General features: G+C 43.4%; 17 protein-coding genes, 3 tRNA genes and 1 pseudogene. 6 read left to right on the top strand and 15 right to left on the bottom strand.

Translation table 11 applies throughout. The features are described 5' to 3' along the window. Positions 1-105: 105 nt before the first annotated feature. A pseudogene (locus R3289_RS01325) lies at positions 106-587 on the top strand (IS1595 family transposase); the annotation flags it as partial. A gap of 187 nt (positions 588-774) precedes the next feature. Here R3289_RS01325 and R3289_RS01330 read toward each other — a convergent pair. Both R3289_RS01330 and R3289_RS01335 read right to left on the bottom strand, forming a co-directional pair. Then, on the bottom strand, positions 775-2,007 hold the full coding sequence (locus tag R3289_RS01330; RefSeq protein ID WP_318923552.1) for a saccharopine dehydrogenase family protein: 1,233 nt from the start codon (positions 2,005-2,007) through the stop codon (positions 775-777). Positions 2,008-2,291: 284 nt separating this feature from the next. Next, a complete protein-coding gene (locus R3289_RS01335) occupies positions 2,292-3,524 on the bottom strand; it encodes an EAL and HDOD domain-containing protein (RefSeq protein WP_318923554.1) in 1,233 nt (410 codons plus the stop codon). 550 nt (positions 3,525-4,074) lie between these two features. Here R3289_RS01335 and R3289_RS01340 point away from each other — a divergent pair. Next, positions 4,075-5,784 carry an ABC transporter substrate binding protein gene (locus R3289_RS01340; RefSeq protein ID WP_318923556.1) on the top strand — a complete coding sequence of 570 codons (1,710 nt, stop codon included), beginning with the start codon at positions 4,075-4,077 and terminating at the stop codon, positions 5,782-5,784. A 46-nt stretch (positions 5,785-5,830) separates the two neighbouring features. Here the strand turns inward: R3289_RS01340 and R3289_RS01345 are convergent, their stop codons facing one another. Continuing rightward, positions 5,831-7,249 (bottom strand): bifunctional NUDIX hydrolase/phosphatase PAP2 family protein, encoded by a 1,419-nt coding sequence (locus tag R3289_RS01345; RefSeq protein ID WP_318923558.1) that lies wholly within the window; start codon positions 7,247-7,249, stop codon positions 5,831-5,833. Between the two features lie 401 nt (positions 7,250-7,650). On the opposite strand from R3289_RS01345, the gene R3289_RS01350 reads away from it, so the two are divergent. Further along, positions 7,651-8,487, top strand: a complete 837-nt coding sequence (locus R3289_RS01350) for a pirin family protein (RefSeq protein ID WP_318923559.1) — start codon at positions 7,651-7,653, stop codon at positions 8,485-8,487. Between the two features lie 111 nt (positions 8,488-8,598). Here R3289_RS01350 and R3289_RS01355 read toward each other — a convergent pair whose 3' ends face one another. Together R3289_RS01355 and R3289_RS01360 are read right to left on the bottom strand one after the other, a co-directional pair. Continuing rightward, entirely contained in the window at positions 8,599-9,072 is a 474-nt protein-coding gene (locus R3289_RS01355; protein ID WP_318923560.1) for a DUF2947 domain-containing protein, read from the bottom strand. 136 nt (positions 9,073-9,208) lie between these two features. Continuing rightward, a complete protein-coding gene (locus tag R3289_RS01360; RefSeq protein ID WP_318923561.1) occupies positions 9,209-9,427 on the bottom strand; it encodes a hypothetical protein in 219 nt (72 codons plus the stop codon). 463 nt (positions 9,428-9,890) lie between these two features. On the opposite strand from R3289_RS01360, the gene R3289_RS01365 reads away from it, so the two are divergent. Then, positions 9,891-10,658: a DUF3108 domain-containing protein gene (locus R3289_RS01365; protein ID WP_318923562.1), complete on the top strand. Its 768-nt coding sequence runs from the start codon at positions 9,891-9,893 to the stop codon at positions 10,656-10,658. Between the two features lie 196 nt (positions 10,659-10,854). Here the strand turns inward: R3289_RS01365 and R3289_RS01370 are convergent, their stop codons facing one another. From R3289_RS01370 to R3289_RS01380, 3 genes are all read right to left on the bottom strand, one after another. Next, entirely contained in the window at positions 10,855-11,415 is a 561-nt protein-coding gene (locus R3289_RS01370) for a NapC/NirT family cytochrome c (RefSeq protein ID WP_318923563.1), read from the bottom strand. A 49-nt stretch (positions 11,416-11,464) separates the two neighbouring features. Beyond that, a complete protein-coding gene (locus tag R3289_RS01375) occupies positions 11,465-12,934 on the bottom strand; it encodes a multiheme c-type cytochrome (RefSeq protein WP_318923564.1) in 1,470 nt (489 codons plus the stop codon). A 281-nt stretch (positions 12,935-13,215) separates the two neighbouring features. After that, positions 13,216-13,878, bottom strand: coding sequence for a site-specific DNA-methyltransferase (locus R3289_RS01380; protein WP_318923565.1), 663 nt, complete (start codon positions 13,876-13,878; stop codon positions 13,216-13,218). 512 nt (positions 13,879-14,390) lie between these two features. On the opposite strand from R3289_RS01380, the gene R3289_RS01385 reads away from it, so the two are divergent. Beyond that, complete coding sequence (locus R3289_RS01385) at positions 14,391-15,329, top strand: DMT family transporter (RefSeq protein ID WP_318923566.1); 939 nt, start codon at positions 14,391-14,393, stop codon at positions 15,327-15,329. A gap of 206 nt (positions 15,330-15,535) precedes the next feature. Next, positions 15,536-15,778, top strand: a complete 243-nt coding sequence (locus R3289_RS01390; RefSeq protein WP_318923567.1) for an RNA-binding protein — start codon at positions 15,536-15,538, stop codon at positions 15,776-15,778. 90 nt (positions 15,779-15,868) lie between these two features. Here R3289_RS01390 and R3289_RS01395 read toward each other — a convergent pair whose 3' ends face one another. From R3289_RS01395 to R3289_RS01425, 7 genes are all read right to left on the bottom strand, one after another. Beyond that, entirely contained in the window at positions 15,869-16,636 is a 768-nt protein-coding gene (locus R3289_RS01395; protein WP_318923568.1) for a tRNA(His) guanylyltransferase Thg1 family protein, read from the bottom strand. 233 nt (positions 16,637-16,869) lie between these two features. After that, on the bottom strand, positions 16,870-17,220 hold the full coding sequence (locus tag R3289_RS01400) for a hypothetical protein (protein ID WP_318923569.1): 351 nt from the start codon (positions 17,218-17,220) through the stop codon (positions 16,870-16,872). A gap of 3 nt (positions 17,221-17,223) precedes the next feature. Next, positions 17,224-17,427, bottom strand: coding sequence for a hypothetical protein (locus R3289_RS01405; RefSeq protein WP_107282882.1), 204 nt, complete (start codon positions 17,425-17,427; stop codon positions 17,224-17,226). Positions 17,428-17,669: 242 nt separating this feature from the next. Beyond that, positions 17,670-17,756: transfer RNA gene (locus tag R3289_RS01410), tRNA-Leu, on the bottom strand. 82 nt (positions 17,757-17,838) lie between these two features. Continuing rightward, a tRNA-Gly gene (locus tag R3289_RS01415) sits at positions 17,839-17,914 on the bottom strand. Between the two features lie 19 nt (positions 17,915-17,933). Continuing rightward, a tRNA-Cys gene (locus R3289_RS01420) sits at positions 17,934-18,007 on the bottom strand. A gap of 196 nt (positions 18,008-18,203) precedes the next feature. Then, the gene (locus R3289_RS01425) at positions 18,204-19,148 is read right to left on the bottom strand and encodes a sugar kinase (protein WP_413466655.1); all 945 of its coding nucleotides are present in this window, start codon (positions 19,146-19,148) and stop codon (positions 18,204-18,206) included. Positions 19,149-19,167 lie beyond the last annotated feature (19 nt).

Consider the following 19,167-nt stretch of genomic DNA (forward strand, 5'->3'; position numbering starts at 1 on the left):
AGCGTTGCTGGGCTTTAGACTGATGGCAGAGATCAGGCTATAAAACTAGGCCTTTGATCTAATAGAGGGAGCGAAATATGGATATCCCGGTGTGCTTCAAGTGTTCGAGGACGCGGTGCTAAGGGAAACGTCCTTTTGTTGCCGCTGTCTCTATGAATAAAGAAAGTCATCCAATAAGAATGCGTTTCTACGTAGTTAAAGGCTTAAAAAAAGAAGAACTTACTCTCTGGGCAAAAGCTCATCTATACCCTAAATCACTGGTTATATCTAATTGCCTTGCTTGTTTTCGTGGTATTGAAGATTCAGAAAGTTTTCACCATTCAATAGTGACCGGCGGGGGTGCTGATTGTGTAGAGTTGCCATATTTAAAATGGGTTAACACATTGATAATCAAGGTAAAAAATGCAATGCGCGGAACATATTATTCAATCAACAAAAAGCACCTGCCGCGCTATCTGTCAGAGTTCTGTTTTAAGTTTAATAGGCGGTTTAATTTAGAGAAGATGATTGAACAGTTAATATTTTCAAGTATTCAAACGGCACCGATGGCTCAACGTCTTCTCAAGTTAGCTGAGGCTCGATGGTAATCAAAAATTCCTTTGTACAGGCTGACCATCACGATAACGGCATGACCAAAATAGTCTTTTTGAATCGACCAACCTTATTTAATTTCACCTCGCATTTTTTACTCTCGTACATACTCCCGCCAGCGCATCAAAGTTGACTTGGAGCAGTATTCGAATCCGCAAACATTAAGCAGGTGAATATCTGTTTCTAATCCAACACTTTAAACGTGAGCCCGGCATGGGACGTTAATCGCTTTATCAGTTTTTTCCCCATCAATGAAGCCGGGGTCCAAAACCCACCTGGGTACTGTTCTTTTTCCAGATCAAACGCCAGACACTCTGCAGCCTGGGTTAATATTTTTGAGGTAGAGCCATAACCAGGATCCCGATCACCAGTGATCTCAACGGTTAATTGACGGCCAGAGTCCGTACGACCAAAAAACTGAAGTTGATAAGAACCGTCCAGTTGTTCTTGCGCAGACGGGCCTTGACCGGGTTTGGGTAACACAAATTTCTGCAACAACCAACGCGAAGGAGCCAGTAATATTCCCAACCATAGTCCGGCTAAACCCAGGACCATCATTTTTGCCCTGCGGCGCCCTTTTTTACCCTTGCCAGTCACTATAGCTTCATTGTAATAAAACGGCTGGCCGTAAGCATCATTCAGCAGTGAATTGGTTCTGAAGACGACACGGGTATTGATACCGGCCATAATAAACGGGGCAGACCAGGCATCTGCCTGCGAATCAAATTCTACGCTTCGTAAATCCTTTTGCCGTTCCTTCGGCCGCTTAAGTTCATCCACCAGCAGGTAAGGATTTTTAAACGGCTTTCTCAAATCAGGTTGCTGCTTCAATACCTTGGCAACATTGATCATACTGGCAATAGTGCCACCGGAAAGCATCCCCTTCATTTTTGTCACTCGCATATCAATATGACTGCAAGGCTCAGACCACCGCTGCAGTGCTTGATCCTGCAGAAAAAAAACGCCCAGGTCTGAGGGAATAGAATCGAAACCACAGCAATGAACAATACGGGCACCGCTGGCCTTCGCTTGTTCGCCGTAGCTGTCTATCATGCGCTTGATAAACTGAACTTCACCCGTCAGATCGCAGTAATCCGTTCCAGTTTCAGCGCAGGCTTTTACTAATAATTCACCATACAGATCGAAAGGACCTACCGTAGTAGCAACAACCCGGGTTTGCTGGCACAGGTTCTTGATACTTTGTTCATCGGCAGAATCAGCCAGGATAATAGGAATATTTTCTGCTGAACCGCCTAATTGGCGGCGTAATTTTCCCAGTTTTTTCAGATCACGGCCAGCAATAGCCCAGTTAACCTGACTATTTTTACCAAAACGATCCGACATATGATGAGCGGTGATCTGACCGACAAAACTGGTAGCGCCAAACAATACAATATCAAAAGCTCGGGTAAACATTAGAAATTCCTTTTCTACACATTAAAGGCCCGGTAATCATGAGTATAGAGGTCTGAACAACACTTTACAGCAGCTCAGAGAAAGCGCGTCGGTACTCAAGCTCCCAGGCATGAATCACCCCATCTGACGGTCACTGAGGCCGATGCTATTACCGTTACCTCGCCACAAAGAGAAATAGCAGATATGTTACTAATATGGCTACAATTTTAACCGACAGTACTTCACAGTCAAAGAAAATATATGACAGAGCCTAAAAAATAATGCTGCCCACTATAAAAAACCAATTAAAAATACTTGTCATTTTTTACATCAACCAGTGTTCTTTGATATAGGCCAGAAACGTGTGTAACACTGACACCAATTTTTTTTGCTAAAGAAACCAATTTTTCCGATTCCATCTTTTCATAACTTAAGGCAATATCATAGTATGGTTTTAATAGTGTCTGTTTTCCCAACAAAGTTTCTTTTACTATATTATTAATTCGAAGTAGTTCAACGGCTTCTGCCATATCAATGCCAAGAATATCAGGAAGTTTAGAAAACAAACCAACGATAAAAACCTTATCAACAAATGCGTTGTTTTTTTCCTTATTAATGGCAAGTAATTCACAGAATCGGCCTCTTATTGTTGCCTGAAGATACAACTCTTCTATATCCGCCTTTACAACAAAACTTTTCGTTGCCATCAATGCAACAAACTTGCGCATGTTATTTTCTCCCATAAAACAAATTGCTTGCTTTATGGAGTTAATCTTACTTTCTCTGCCATATAAAATAGAGTTTAAGGACATTATCAATTGACGCGCTAATTTTGTATCTTTTTCAAGAACATGAGTAAGCTTCTTATAACAAAACCCGTCTTTCATTACATGACTTGCGGCCTTTACTAATATACTGTCACTGAATTTATCTTTCTCTTCTCTCGGCATATCAGGTACTGAAAATATATTTCCTTTGAAAAAAGGTGCTTTATATAGTTTATTTAGAGCCGTATATGCCTCACAAGAAGGAACATTATCAAAAATATACCGTTTATTTTCCGGCAATGGCTTACTAAGCACGCCATCTAATTTATTGCTTTTATTATTATCAATATCGACTTTAACGGAGTTGACCAAATTTAAGAAATCACTATGTTCACTAAGTAGAACAGCCGCTCCCATTATTATCGTAAAACCTTTATTCTTGCACTTAACGATAAGGTGAAGTAATTCAGTATCCAATTGTTCATTCGGTGAAATTTCGATCACTAAAGACTTTACTGGTAAATAAAACCCCACTAAATGAGCCAATGTTTTCCGATCAAACATGACGATAACGGGTCTAGACTCAGATAAGTTACCTATCCCAATCTTACTCAGTAATTGCTGTAATTTTGTAGGGTCACAATTGTTATTAAATATATTCACAGGAATGCAGTAGTTAGAAGGTGCTGTTTCATTAATAAAACTGACCTGATAAGCCACTACCATTTTTCTACTGTTATATACAGCTTGCCTAATAAAAGCTTGTTGCATTCCTTTACTCAATCTATTGTATTTACTATCAAAATCAGGAAGTGATTAGTTGCTTCCTAAGTCAAAAAGACACCAATCATAACTGAAAATAATCGTTTTTCCAGTAACAGTTACTCGAACTGATAGTACTCATCCTTAATTCCTTTCAAATCTGCCCGAAAACTAGCCACTACCTTCTCACTATTGCAAGCTTCGATAAAACCAATTATGCATACAAGTGTATAATTGGTTTACTCAACACCCTGGGTGTAGGTTTTTATAGACGACAGTATCTAAATTTAAATACAAACATGATTCCTTATTATTAATAAGATTAGATCGTTGAATTAATTTATTGAGTACGACAGATATCGTGATTATTACAAAGATCCAGAACCTTTCATTGAAAAGGATAACATTTCCTTATTTTGTAGATGAAAATATTTTTCCAACATAATAAGTAAGATGGCGATTTTCATTCTATTGGATGATCAATACAGTTCTTGTTTGTCTACGTTCCCTGACTTATTATTAGTTAATATATCGCTGTTTAGATAAAAGGAAAGGCAATATGGCAAAAAATTTATTGTTCTTTCTATTGTGGCTTGCGCCATTTCTGACGATGGCGAAAGATGAACCTAAAGTCCTGCTTATAAATTCTTATCACTCCCAGTACCCATGGACTGCTGAACTTACGCGAGGCATTCAGGATGTGCTGACGACTTCCATCCCAGTTGAAAATCTTTACATCGAATATATGGATGAAAGGCGGTTTATCGACGACCTCACGTACACCACCAAATTGGTTAACCTCCTGCTATACAAATACCAACAATACGAACCCGACATTATCATGACAAGCGACGATCACGCTTACAATTTCATGATTGAATACGGAGAAAAGCTGTTTCCAGGTAAACCTATCGTGTTTTGCGGTGTTAATATTTTGGCACCTGAAACATTAAAAGGTAGAAACAATATCACTGGTATTGAAGAAGGAATGGAGATCGAGGGTAATCTTGATCTTATATTACAACTTCAGCCTGCTACCCGACGGATCGTCATGCTGGGCGATACCACAGGTTTGGGGTTACGCATGGTGGATCGAGCCCAACAGATCAAGTCGCAATGGCAAGATGATCCGCTAAAAAAACAAATCGCCCTGGAAATCTGGGATCAGTTCTCAATAGATGAACTCTACCAAAAAGCCGAGAATATGCGTTCTGATACCGTTTTTCTCATGCTTGCTATTCACAAAGACAGGTTAGGGAACTATTTTTCGTATGAACATTACCTGCCCATTTTAACACATCGTAGTAAGGTGCCAGTCTATGGTATGTGGGGAGCACTCATGATCGGCAATGGGGCTATAGGCGGCATGATGAATAACCCCTATACCCATGGACAGAATGCGGCCAAAATAGCCCTGAAGATTTTAAATGGCGTCCCTTTAAGTAACATCGAAATCCAGCAAAAAGCCAATTATTCGCCGATTTTTGACTATAACCAGTTAAAACGTTTTGATATCAAGCTGAACCGTTTACCGCCAGATAGTATCGTGATAGGCAAACCCGTCTCTTTGTATGAGCAACATACCTTCTTAATAAACAGCACCATCGCTTTCGTTATCTTCCTGTTTATCATTATTTCAGTATTGGTAGTCAACATACAGCGCCGCATTGCCGCTCAACAGAAACTTCGCCTGTTCAACCAAAAACTGGAATCCACCGTTCAGCTGCGGACAAAAGCGCTGGACGAGAGCAATAAGGAACTGAAAGCAGCATCTCAAATATTGCAATCACTTGCCTACACTGACGTTCTGACCGGCCTGCCCAATCGTCGGGCAGCGTCTAGCGAGGTCGCAGCCCATATTCAACGCTATAATGTCGATTATCAGCCCTTAACTGTGGCAATTTTAGACATTGATTTATTTAAGCAGATCAACGATAACTTTGGTCATCAGACCGGCGATGAAGTGCTATGTGCCGTGAGTAAGACGCTAAAAGAAACACTCAGACCCAACGACAGAGTTTATCGGTGGGGCGGAGAAGAGTTCCTAATTGTTTTACCCGGTACCAATATTGAATTTTCCTCTGCGGTTTGCCAAAGATTAAGAGAAAACATCAGCCAGATACGCGTCAGCAATGTTAGCACTATTACCGCCAGCATAGGTGTGGCCAATTTTATCAAAGGCGATTCCTTCGAGACGGTATTGCACAGAGCCGATAAGGCCTTATATACCGCAAAGAACAATGGCAGGAATCAAGTTGTTGTTGGATAGCGGTGGTGATTCCAGGCCGTGTTACCAGTCAGGAACCGCCGTCTCACTATACGGCTTTTTGAGCCAGTTTTTTTGTAAGCAAAGACATTCCTGCCACCAGCCAAATAGTCGCTAACAGCGATCCAACGGAATGCAGCGTAAGTACTATCAGGCTTATCGTTGAGCGCTCTGCAACTATATCAATGAAGAAAACAATGGCGATAGCCCCCAAACATGCAGCAACACTGATCATGATCCGACGGATAAGCGAAACAGTTAATGGTTGTTTCGGCAGCCATTCTGCACTGAGAAAAATCCCCAGTAATATAGCAAACAGATCAACATGAACCGGGTTGTGAGTGAAGCTGGCAATCAGACCGATGACGATGGTCACCAGCAACCAGAACCCTTTATTCTTAATACTCTGCGCGAGTGAAAAGGCTGTCGCATTTTTCCATTTCACAAAAAGTGTCAGCATAATGGCGCCTAGCAATAAACTGGCAACAATATCGCTGATAAAATGTGCCCCATACCAGACCCGTGCTACGGCTTGTCCTAAAACAAGGAAAACGAGGAATGGGATCATGAACACTCTGAGACGGTGCCATTGATCGCCTGCTGACATTCGACTTTTGCAGAAAAGCCCAACCATTCCCCATACCACCGTCGCCATTAATGTATGCCCGCTCGGGAAGCCGAAACCATAGACATTAATCTGCTGTAATTCCGGGATAATGTAGGAAGGCCGAGGTGAGCTGATCCCATGCTTTATCAGCGAAGCAACCAAGGTGACACTTATCAGCATCACAGCCAGTTGCAGCATGGCAACCGGACCAAAGAACCCAACAACCAAAGAAATCAGCATTAAAATAAATACCGCTTCACCTGGAAGATTCAGAACTGACATCGCGCCATCAAATAGCCACTGAGCCGCATCCGGCCAGGACTTAATCCATTGCTGAAAATGTCGAATAAGGAGCAACTCTGTACGGTGGAGTGTACTGACACGCTCACTTAAATCAGCATAGATCTCAATATTACTTTCCGGTGTTTGTTCAAGCCATTTGACCAATAGTTCAATGTCATTCGGATAGCGATACTCTTTTGCTGACACCTCTTTCGGGTTGATCAGATAGACACGCTTTACCTCTTTCCCGAAATGTTCTGAAAACCAAGAGGCAACAACCGGAAAACCCGTTTGATCCGTTTGTGAAGACACCAGTATCGGCGTATCCGACTGGCAGCTATAAATTGCAGCACGGCCACGGTACTGCAGTAACTTATCGACTGAGACAACTAAACCGGTTTCTTCTAATGCTTCGCGAGCAGCGGCTTGTTCCGGCGTATCACCAGAATCAATGTACCCTCCGGGCAGGGATAACTTCTGGGTGATAACTTCAGACAACATAACTATTTTATCGGCATGGCGGATGACACATACCGCGCCCACGATATCACCGGGAATCACGGTATTGTTTGATAACATGACTTCTGATGACGTGGCGTTTGATAAACTTGCATTACCCAATACAGGAAACACAAAACAGAGAGAAAATAGGGAAAACCATACCCTAAAAACAGACCTAGCTTTTATTGACACAAATTAGCCTTGAAAAAGAGCGAACCTGTTTCAATTCTAACAGCTCTTTATACCTAAACCACTGCAGATGAAATGTTCTGTGCAAATTCAGTGGCTTTTAATCAAGGCCGCCGTTTGAGCGCATAGTGATTCTATTTGTGATGCCATTCCTACACATTTCGCTTAAATAAGATTTTCAGAGGACGCGCTGAATAATGCATTTTGATGAGGTTTAGACATAGGCAAATCTTGGTCTATTTCCAGCTCAAGGGCTATGATTTAACTGTTGAACCTTCCCAGGTGAGATTATGAAGAACACAAGAAAGATCATAAAAATCCGCTACGGATTGAAAACAGGGTCAATGACCGCCTTCATCAACAGAGACAATATCTCAGAAATAGATCCCTTCGTTTTGTGGGACCACTTCGATGCCAAGGGCGCAGTACAGCCTGTAGGGTTGGATTATCACGGCCATTCCGGTGTCGATACCGTGAGCTACCCTGTTGCCGGCAACCTCAAACATATCGACTCATCAGGCTGCCAGACCACATTGCAGGGAGGAGATATCCATGTAATGACTACCGGTGGCGGGATCATTCATAAAGACATCATCACACCGCATAATGGCAATGCTGAAACTTTCCAGCTCTGGACCGCCCTTCCTGCCAATGAAGGGGAAATGGATGATGCTTCAAGTGCAAACTACACGACCAGCAGACTTCCCTTAGTGGAAGAGGCTGATTCAACCACCAAGGTCTTGGTAGGATCCTATAAAGGCGCACAAAGCCCCGTTTCTTATAGTATCCAAATAACCTATCTCGATATTATTATTACACCTTATGGTGTCTGGCATTACCAACCGGATAAGAGCCAAACTTCCGGGTTTATTTACCTTCGCTCTGGTATTGCTTACATCAATGGTAATCAACTTCACCCTTGTCAAATGGGTATATTGGAAACATCATCACGGCCTGTACAAATAAAAACCGGGAATACAAGTACACGATTATTTGTTGTGTTAGGTAAACCTCTGAACCAACCTTTAATTAGTTCAGGAGCCTCCGTGCATTCATCGAAAGAAAATCTTGTTATTGGCAAAAACAAAATAGAAGAACTTATGGGCGCAATTAAAAACTGTCGATAAACACAGGTCTGAAAAAACAGCCCTAATCTCTTTCCCTGTGCTACGTTACAGCACTATCAAGGAATCGTTGCGATGAGTTTATGGGCTGTTGATTAAATACATTGTAAAACGTTAAGCGCGATGTCCACACTTAAAGGTGCCGTTGGAATTAAACCACAACGCCTGTTTCTTTTTGCGGCCAATCAGAATGGGACCATCATCAAAGAAAAGAAAGTTTTTCCAATTGCGCTTAAAGACCCCCCACTTAGTCTCAATCACATTGTATTTTTCGTAGCAGAAAAATACCGTGGTATTGTCTTCCCAATTGATAAACTCGAGTAGCTCCGGGGGCAAGTCAATGTCATCACTATCCCAGGCATTCTGCCAGTCAATGGATTCTGACCAAATTTTGTCAACGTGGGCCCAGTCACCTTTCTCGAAGTGGTCGGCATCAGGACTTTGACTACTGATATGTTCACACCAGATTTGGGAAGAACGCGCTTGAGTGAAAGGTTTAATTTGTTCTAAATCATCTGCTGCAACCGGCATTGAAGCGTGGGTAAAAATCCACCTGCGAGAATACTGCTCTAACTCTACGTAGTTCATTCGTCGACCTAACAAAACATTGACGGAGCAATGTACCTTAGTCGTCGGTTTTGTTCCAGCGTTCGGTGAAAAAACAAAGAGCGTTCGAGAGGCGAACCCCTAGGCTATGCTCTAGAGCCTCGCCACTCGCCTCTGGTTATTTCATATCCCAGAAGTTACTTATCCAGCCACCGATGCGCTCATCATAATGGTTGCCACTAAAATTAAGAGGTTCAGGATGGGAGCCCCCTCCGGAATGAGAGTCGAGTAGCTGAGAGATATGATTAGCCATCGGATCATCGTGTTCTGTCAGACGTCTTCTTGTTGCTACTTCTTTGATGATTCTTAATCGATATGCCGAGTTCATTTTCTTCATTGCCAGCTCCTCTCTCAGTTAAACCTAAATAAAAATAGGAGTTAGTGTTTAAATCGTCAAATCACCGACACTAAAATGGCATCTGAATGAGGTAAAGCAGATTTTCACGAAGTCTAGAAGAAACAAAGCCTTACTTCGTAAATAAACAAAAAGTCAAATTCCGAACGAATAAATAAAATTCGTATCACACTGATTTATATATTTTATAATGATAAAAGCATATTATTTTAGTTTTTTTATCTACTCTCGACTATATGACAATTGTCTTTATTCATAGTGAGGTTTCAATATGCAGCACAGTAAATATTCATCGACATGCCTCCCACGCTATTGTCTGCTGAAAAAATAATATTTGTGTTAGTGTTGGTGTTATTAACGGCAGATTTCATTGCCTTTTGCACTAACCCACACACACTGCTACCGTTTACTTATCCCCTATAAACCATCATTCCCCGGAGGTACGGTGAAAAGTATAATTTTGTCTATATTTGTCTTTCTCAGCAGCTTTTCATCATTGCTGTATGCCGCTTTGCCTGCCCAATACCACCAGTGCAATAAGACACTGACTTATGATGTCTATTTTCATAACCATAAAATTGGCATACTCGAACGAAAGCTGAACTGGAATGAAGGCAACGTCGACATCTCTACCTACAGCAAAGTCGATGTTCTGGTGACAAAATCCACATTGAAACAACAATCAAAAGTAGAATGGTCACCAGAAACAAACATGTTTCTGACTCAGTCGTTTGACCGGACGATCTCGGGGATTATGGCAGGAAACATTTCCGCTAAATTCAGTGACAACGGTCGTCGTTCTTCCGTCTCGAATGACGGTAAAACCCTGACCTTTTTTGATAATAATATGCCACTACTCGATGGCGATGCTGTCGCTAGTCAAATGCGGTTCCACTTAATCAATGGGGATAAAGCCTTTGATTTCATGCTACAAGAGGCTGATGAAGTGAATCACTATTACTTTGCGGTGAAAGGACAAGAAACCATTAACACCAATTTTGGCCACATTAACACTATTCGTGTCGAGCAAATAAAGAAAAGCGATCGCAAAGTGGTGCTCTGGTTTGCACCCAGTGTTGACTTTCAGTTAGTCAGAGCGACTTATAAACGAAAAATCCTCGATCTGAAAGCGACGCTGGTGCGAAAAAAAACACAGTGTCCGCCAGCCAAACCACTTACAGCCACCACGACAATGTTGACCCCGTCAGGTTGAATGTGTAAATCACGATAACTTACCGCTTAACGCCTCTTCAAATAGTGGCTAAAAGAGAAGGTGTCTGGCTTGAACCATCAACTCACTTAAGTGCTTGCAAGTAGACTTGTTTTAAATGATGCCAATTGGGAGATACTTAAGACTTACAATAAAAGGGCTGCGCTCTTGGCGCAGCCCTTTTTGCCAACAGATCCCTTTACTCCAAAGTAATCCGCTTATGGGCAATCCCTGTATGACAATTGATACAGGTTTCACCACGGCTTTCCATCAGTTCATGATTCAGCCTTGCTCGCTGGGGCTGCTTGCTCAAATCGAAATTATCATCAACATGACAAAACCGGCAAGCTTCAGAGTCATTAGCTAACATATCTTCCCACACCATTTTCGCCAGTCTGGGTCGATGCTGCTCGAAGTTCTCCTTATTAATCGTACCCACCATCATATGATAGATATCTGCTGTCGCAGCAATTTTCACCTTCATCTTATCGATAAAACCATGGGGTACATGACAGTCTGCACAGGTCGCCAGTACTTCATCATCACTTCGATAATGCGGGGATGCCTTGTATTCCTGTACGATGGTATCCATGCTGAGGTGGCAGCTAAAACAGAATGTATTTTGATTGGACGCAACCATCACCCCCTGAAAGGCTCCCACTGCCAACAACGCTAGGAAGATACCAATTGGTATACCCAGCAGCAGCGGTTTTTTCAGCCATCGCCACAAGCGTTGCGTCCGAGTTAATTCATCTCCCATCGTTCCTCACTTAGGAGTCAGGTCAGCTTACGCTGACCTCCCCGGATAATTACTTGCTTTCACCTAAATAGCGGGCTTTAAAGGCTGCTTGGGCTTCTTTCCGTGCCTTTTTTACTGACTCCGGTTCTTTACCGCTGAACCAGGCATGTTCAGGTTTGTCGAGAATATCCTGCAACACCTGGCGAGCACGTTTCGCCCCTTCAGCATTACCGTTATGCTCAGCCTTCTCAACCGTTTCAATATACTGAGGAACCATCTCGATATAGAAGCGTTCAGCGACTTCGTACATACCATGCCACTGCACATAGTCAGGCGCCTGCATGGCCGCACCGTGACGAGCCCGACGACCTTCATGATGCCAGAGGTAGAACCAGGTCCACTCAATCTCTTCATCAAAGCCGGTTTCAGTCAGCATCCCTTCCTTCTTCAGCGTCGCCATCAATGTTTTGCCGGGACGGGCAAACTTATCATTGTAAAGCTCAACCAACGAATCAAACTGAATATAGAAATTGTCGATCATCGACTTGGTATGACACGATTGACACACGTTTTGCATATCAGCACGACGCGCTTCCCACGACTTGGTCTCTTTACCGGATGCCAGATCTTTCGCATCGATCTTTTCAGAAATCGCCGGACGCAATGTCCACGAAATGCGATCACCAACATCATGCGTCACTGGTAATTCACGGGTAGCTGACATATGACACGTTGCACACGTTGGCGCAGCATCATAATCTTCACCGACCACCCATTTAGACGAATCCAAATTCATCCGATCTACATGCGCAAAGAAGCTAATACCGTGCTTCGATTCTTCATAGATTTCTTTTTGCGGATGATCAGGACCAAGGTGACATTTACCACATGCTTCCGGGCGACGAGCCTGCACCATGTCGAACTCATGTCGCTGGTGACATGCAGTACAAGCCCCTACCGAGCCATCTGGATTTAAACGTCCAATTCCGGTATTTGGCCAGGTAGTCGGATCCAAATCACCATTTTCCAGCACTTTAACTTCTGAACCATGGCACTGCCAACAACCATTCACTGCGACGGGTGACTGACCATTCATGGTTAAAGCACCTTCTACCACTTCGGCAAGGAAATTATCCAGAGAACCAATGATTTGCCCAGCTTTAGCATGATGGCTCTTCGAGAACTCATCGACTTCCTGATTGTGGCATTGACTACAATCTTTGGGTGAAACAATCACTGAGATATCAACACCTTCATGCGTGATCAGATCTTTATCTCCGGGATCTGCTTTATGACACTCATAGCAACCAACATTGGCACCATAGTGCTTAGAACGCCCCCACTGGGCGTAAATGGAAGGGTTTTTTTCTTTATGACACGCAGCACACTCCTTACTTTCATCACTTAATTGTTTAAAGGGTTTCATAATCAATGCTTTGGGTTCAGCACTAACCGTCGTCGGCCACGATAATAGTACCGTGCAAATCATCGCCGCAAAGGCAAAACATAAGCATCGTACAGCCAATAATCCATTGTCCATAACGAACCTCACTCACACCACTCATTTTTATTACATTTTATTTCTAAATGTAACTTAACAATTACAAGATCAAGTGTAGATGACGGAGGTATTCCCATATGATTTTTATGGAAATTTGAGAGCAGTGTATGTTTTTCAACCACAATCCAAACCACTGCAAAATACAGGGGTCAGATGAATGGGTGGGCCGATTGATTTAAACTCTTGCAATGCACGTAATGCCGACTCCGCGTTTTCGCTTTAAACTAAAATGTGAAGTGCAGTGTATTAGTACAGTGTCTTTATGCTGTTTTTATAAGACGCTGTCTGAGGTACTCGTGAGCATCGTCTGAAACATCACTGCCCCAGGCTATCCGTTCTAAATTACTTGACGCAATCAATGTCGCTCCCGAACCAAAAAACGGATCAACCACCACATCACCCACTGAGCTGCTTTGTTGTATCAGCGTCTCAATCAAAGCGACCGGCTTCTCCGTCGGATATCCCCGATAGACTCGTTTGTGCTCTAACACATCGGGAATACCGAGATTGTTGAGTTTTCTTTTCCCTTTTTCAAAGAAGAGAATGAACTCATACCTTGCTCTATAGTGATAGCCCATCCCAATGGCGACTTTGTCCCAGACAATGGGCTTCCAGAACTTAAAGCCTGCTTGCTCTGCAATAGGCTTTATATAAAACATGGTTTCCTGATCACAGAATAAATAGAAATGGCTATTCTTTTTTAGAACCCTGTACACCTGTGCCAGAAACTCTTCAAATCTTTCGTTCGGAAAGATTGTAAACCACTGGTTACTCGATCCCTTGCTCTCTTTCAGGCGTGTCGTCGTACCGATAGCCCTATGTTTTTCCAGTGATTCGTAGGGGGGATCGGTGATGAATAAATCGACACTCCCATCCGGGAGTGTCGACAACCATTCAACCGCATCTTGTTTATATAACTGCATTTAAAACCTAAAATTGCTGACATAATGTGGAACAACCGAGCAAAGCTGGCTGTTCCACCCTGCCATCGATGATACGTGAACCACAATAAATTCGCCCGCCCTATCTTCAAAAATACCCTGACAACGATTTTAGAGCACAAGTCTGTTTTCCAACCAAAAACCGATGAGGAACCCAACCGCTTTCCAGTGAGCAGCGTTGAAAGTCATGCGAAATTCTCGCAGAAACGAGCATCTTGAGGCGAGTTGGGTATAGCTTACAGAAGTCATTCGGTTTGCTGTTGTTTTTTAGGCGTGACTATATTGGTTGTGGTTGGTGGAAAAGCCATTGTATTAATACTTAATTTCTTTATAGTGCTTCTTTTATTATTGGCCACTAGCACTTCACCACAGAACTTTGACGAGTTCAGTCACCACCTTCGTTATTCCGTAAAGAAAGGCACGAACTTATACGGAATCTCAGGAGCACGCGGTTAGAGCTGGATCCCCCTGATTCAACCATTAAGTATACTGACATGAAACCAAACTATCCCGCGCACTTGAAGCTACTGGCATTCACTGCGCTCATCAGCCTGTCTTTTCCCATCGGCAGCTACATTACGGCGGAACTTAACCCGCTGGTCGTAACATGGATGCGTTATTTACTAGCCAGTTTATTGTTTATTACTCTGCTGGTTTGTAAAGGCCAATTTCGATTGCCGGCCTTAAAAGACTTGGGGCGCTATACCCTGATCTGCCTGCCTTCGCTAACCTACTTTGTCGCAATGTTTATTGCCCTGGGAGATACAAGCGCGTTGGATACCAGTGCGCTGTACACCACGGTACCGCTGATGAGCGCAATTTTGGCAGCCATTATATTTAAACGCAGTACATCGCTTAGTATTTCATTTGCGCTCATAGGCGGAATGCTGGGGGCGGGATTAATTATCTTTCGCGGAGATCTATCTGCCGTGGCCTCGTTATCACTGACGTCATCGAATAAGATTTTCCTGTTTGGTTGTTTTGCAATGGCACTGAACCCCATCGCCGCAAAAACATTATATCGAGGCGAATCATTTCTTTCGATGACATGCTGGACGCTCATTTGTGCCACCGTTGTTTTGACACTCGGTACCAGCACAACATTGCTGGCAACGGATTGGAGTGCCATTTCCACTGATGTCTGGCTGGGCATTGCTTATCTGGCCGTCTTCGCCACGGCACTGAGCTTCTTTTTATTCCAGCAAGCATGTGTTGCTCTCACTCCAGTACAGGTTTCTGCTTATACCTACCTGATCCCGGTCATGGTACTGATGGTCAACCAGGCTAATGGTCATGCCGAATCGTGGTCACAAGTCAGTTATGGTGTGGTCACCGTTATTGTAGCGATGGCTGTAATGATCCGTTCTTCATCAGCCGTCAGCCTCAATAGCCCTGCGGCAGAAACACCAAACAAAAAACAGCGCTGCGCTTAATCAAGTTCATACCGAGAGGGATCGGGAACCCTCTCACTCTGTCACCTTCTTTTTTATCGCGCGATGGCTCAGATGTGTTACAAGCCAGCTGTACAGATTTCAGGCTGTAAATCAAACTAAGGTCGTCACTGCTTGGTTTACCTCACTTGTTCTGTGATAATCCGTCGCAAGTACACCTCATTCACTTTCTAACAAGACGGCAACCCATGAAACTATTAGTTCGAAACCTTGCACGCACAACAACTGAAGCTGAACTAAAGGCTATCTTTGAAGCTCACGGCACCGTTGGTTCATGTAACCTGGTATTAGACCAGGAAACGGGGAAATCTAAGGGCTTTGCTTTCGTTGAAATGCCTGAAGATGATGAAGCCAACGCTGCAATTGCCGCTCTTAACGGTACTAGCATCGCGAAAAGCAAAATTCGAGTAAAAGAAGCTGAGTATAAGTAACATACTCGCGAGTGACTTAAGGCCAGGGCATCATTGTATCTGGCCTGTTTTATCGGCAATCAACCACAGCTTTGGTCAAAGCAGAGATGATTATTCGTTGACATCCTGCACTAGATTGTCAATAAAATCACTGTAGTGCTCTTGCATCGGTAATTCTAGATCGACCTTCAGTCGCTTCCTTCTGGCCTTGACGGCCTCACCAGTTATCGGATTGATTGCCTCTTTTTCATAAGGCTCCCAATAGATACCCATGCCTCTTTTTTGCCAGCTTGGTATCTCATCGAAATTAATTCCTCTATTAAGAAGGAACTCAATCTTCTTAGCCGCTGGCATGTTAATAAAAGCGGCCGCTGATTCTTTAGGGGAAACTCCTTCCTTCCTGAGAGTCCAATAACAGTGCGCATTTAATGCGTTTCTATAGGCATCTGCATTTCTCCAACGGAAATAATCGATAACAAGTTGTCTATTCGGGAGCTGACTAATCCGACAATCAAAGGCCCCAATATCGCCTAATAACAGACTAAATTTTGCACTTGCCTCTCCTGCCAGGACGGAGTTCAGCTTCCGCTCTTTTCTCTCAAAAGTATTATCATTCACATCAAGAAGCAGTGATATCTCATCACTGTAAGTATATCCATAAAGTACTTTGAAACCGCATTGCATCAAGTGCTTTACCGTTTCAAGCATCAAGTCCCTGAATTTAAGATCATAGGGAGCATTGAAGTTATGCTTATCCTTGGTTAAAGAAGTAAAACTACGTCCATCCAGTCGAGCGATGATATGAATTTCAGGTAAGACACAATGATCATGTGCCGTTTCATAAATCCGCATTTTTTCATCTAACTCGTTGAACTTCATCTTTCCACTCTTCTCAGTCAATTAACCATCGTTCAGGGGTATACCGCTTTCGTAATTCAGACGACTTAATTATCAGAAGCGGTATATGCCCAAAAGTGAAGGTAACCAAAATGATTGAATTTATTTTATTATGCCCAATAGACTCCAAAATGCCGGATTCAGAGTGGGCTCGATCCCAAAGGGCGAGATTTATTGGATATATAAGGCAATTATCCGCCCTTTGGCAAATCCGGTTACCTGAAGTAGTGCCTGATCAGCTTGTAACTGTCTTTGAACCACAACTTCTTATTTTCAAACGCGACCTGATGACGGGTTAAAGAAAAATAACGATCTCCTTCGCGCCGGTTGATGGTCATGACCGTGATATCCTCTACCTTGATGGTGATATGATCACAAAATGTGATCGCCTGACGGATTAAGGCCAGTTTGCCTGCTCCCATCGGGAAGTACGGAAAAGCCCGGGCAAGCGTCGATAAGGTACTCAATTGGGGCAGAATAAGTTCAAACCTGCTGCCACATGCAGAAAGGTGAACGGGTTCGCCATTCACCTCCACATCCATTTCACCCTGTACGTCAAACCGCATCAGTTAGTCCAGGTTCCGGCCTCGAATACTAATGGTGCCATTGAACTTCCAAGTAGAATGCGGTGCTTTTTCACCAGCGCCACTGGGAACACTAATTTCTACATTATCAAAGTCATACGTTAATTCTGCATGACGTTCGGTGAGTTTGTCATAGAGGGCACCGGCGAGATCTGGCCAGTTTGTGGTGTCTTTCTCAATATCAGCCATAATGGTCTCCTTAAGTGGGTTTCAAGAATTAAGGATAGTATGCAATGGCGTAATGCGCGGCTTTTCCAATCAATCACCGTCATTTTTGGAATATGTCCAGGCTATGAACAGATTTGAGGCAATAGAATTGGCAGCGATGAGCGTATATATACCGAGTACCGCAAGATAATTGAAGTCGCTGAAATAGATAAGTGTCAGATGCAAAAAAGGCTTACCTTTCGGTAAGCCTTTGTTGTTTTAGATGGTGCCCCGGGCCGGACTTGAACCGGCACAGCGCGAACGCCGAGGGATTTTAAATCCCTTGTGTCTACCAATTCCACCACCAGGGCACGCAATTCTTGATTGCGATGGTTAGACACCATCTTTCAACACCGAGTTTGTTAAAAACAACAATCTCGACATTGCAATATTTGGAGCGACACACGAGGTTCGAACTCGTGACCTCAACCTTGGCAAGGTTGCGCTCTACCAGCTGAGCTAGTGTCGCATCTTATTCTCAAAGAGAATGGAGGCGCGTCCCGGAGTCGAACCGAGGTACACGGATTTGCAATCCGCTGCATAGCCACTCTGCCAACGCGCCATTACTTCGTAGAAGTTTCAACCGCTTAACAAGTCTCCCCGTTGCGGTATGGGGTGCATTCTACGGATTGCTCTGCATGAGTCAACTGCAAAATAGAGTAATTGTGTTTGTTTGCTGATTTTATGCACAAAACGGTAAAGAGATAGATGAAGCGACGATAAATCAAACAGGAGTTTGACGCTGAACTCATGCCACTTTACATAATCTCCTTCATTGCTTCGGGCGGGATAATCGCCCCGGTATATTGAATGACAATCGAAGCCAGATGATGGCCTAGCTCTGCCGATGAGGCTGCAGACTCACCATTTAAACGGCTGGCTAGATAACCCGCTGCAAAAGAGTCGCCAGCGGCAGAGGTATCAACGACGGGGTCGACTTTATTCGCCGCCACAAAATGGCGTTCAGGATGATCGCTTTGTAAGTCAGTAACAACCTCACAAGGTTCACTGCCACGCTTGATCACTACCTCATTACAGCCAAATTGCTGGCAGCGCTCCACTATTTTCGTCTCTCCCCAAATACGTCGGTCATCAACTTCCGTGATCAGCGCAATATCAACAAAAGGGTATATTTGGGCATACCAATACTGTGCTTGCTTTGCAGTCCATAACTGAGGCCGAAAGTTATTATCAAACAATACCTTACCACCATTGGCTTTGTGTTTTTCAAGCAAAGTGATTAATACCGTTTTCGCATCTTCGGCCAGAATTGCAAAGCTGATCCCACTGATATACAAGGCCTCAAACTGCTTGGCATCAATGGCTTGCTCTAACGGTGAAGGCGACGATGAATCAGAAAAATAAAACTTTGCTGCGCTGTCATTGCGCCAGTAATGAAAGTGACGCTCACCGTTCGGCTCAGTTTCGACCAGATACAACCCCGGTAATTTATCCGCAATTTTGCGCACCATTGCAGTATCAATATGTTCAGCTTGCCATGATAAAAGCATATCCTGGCTAATATGATCAATGCCTAGAGCTGTGGCATAGCTGACCGAGTGGTTGCGAGAAGCGCTTAATCTCGACAGGTACAATGCCGTATTTAAAGTGTCACCACCGAAGGTACGCTGCAGAGGCTGGCCACTCAATTCGATCATACACTCTCCGAAAAATGCAATTTTCACACTATCACCATCATTTATTGAGCTGTTATTAAAGAGT

The sequence above is a fragment of the Photobacterium sp. genome (assembly GCF_033720175.1).
GTDB lineage: Bacteria > Pseudomonadota > Gammaproteobacteria > Enterobacterales > Vibrionaceae > Photobacterium.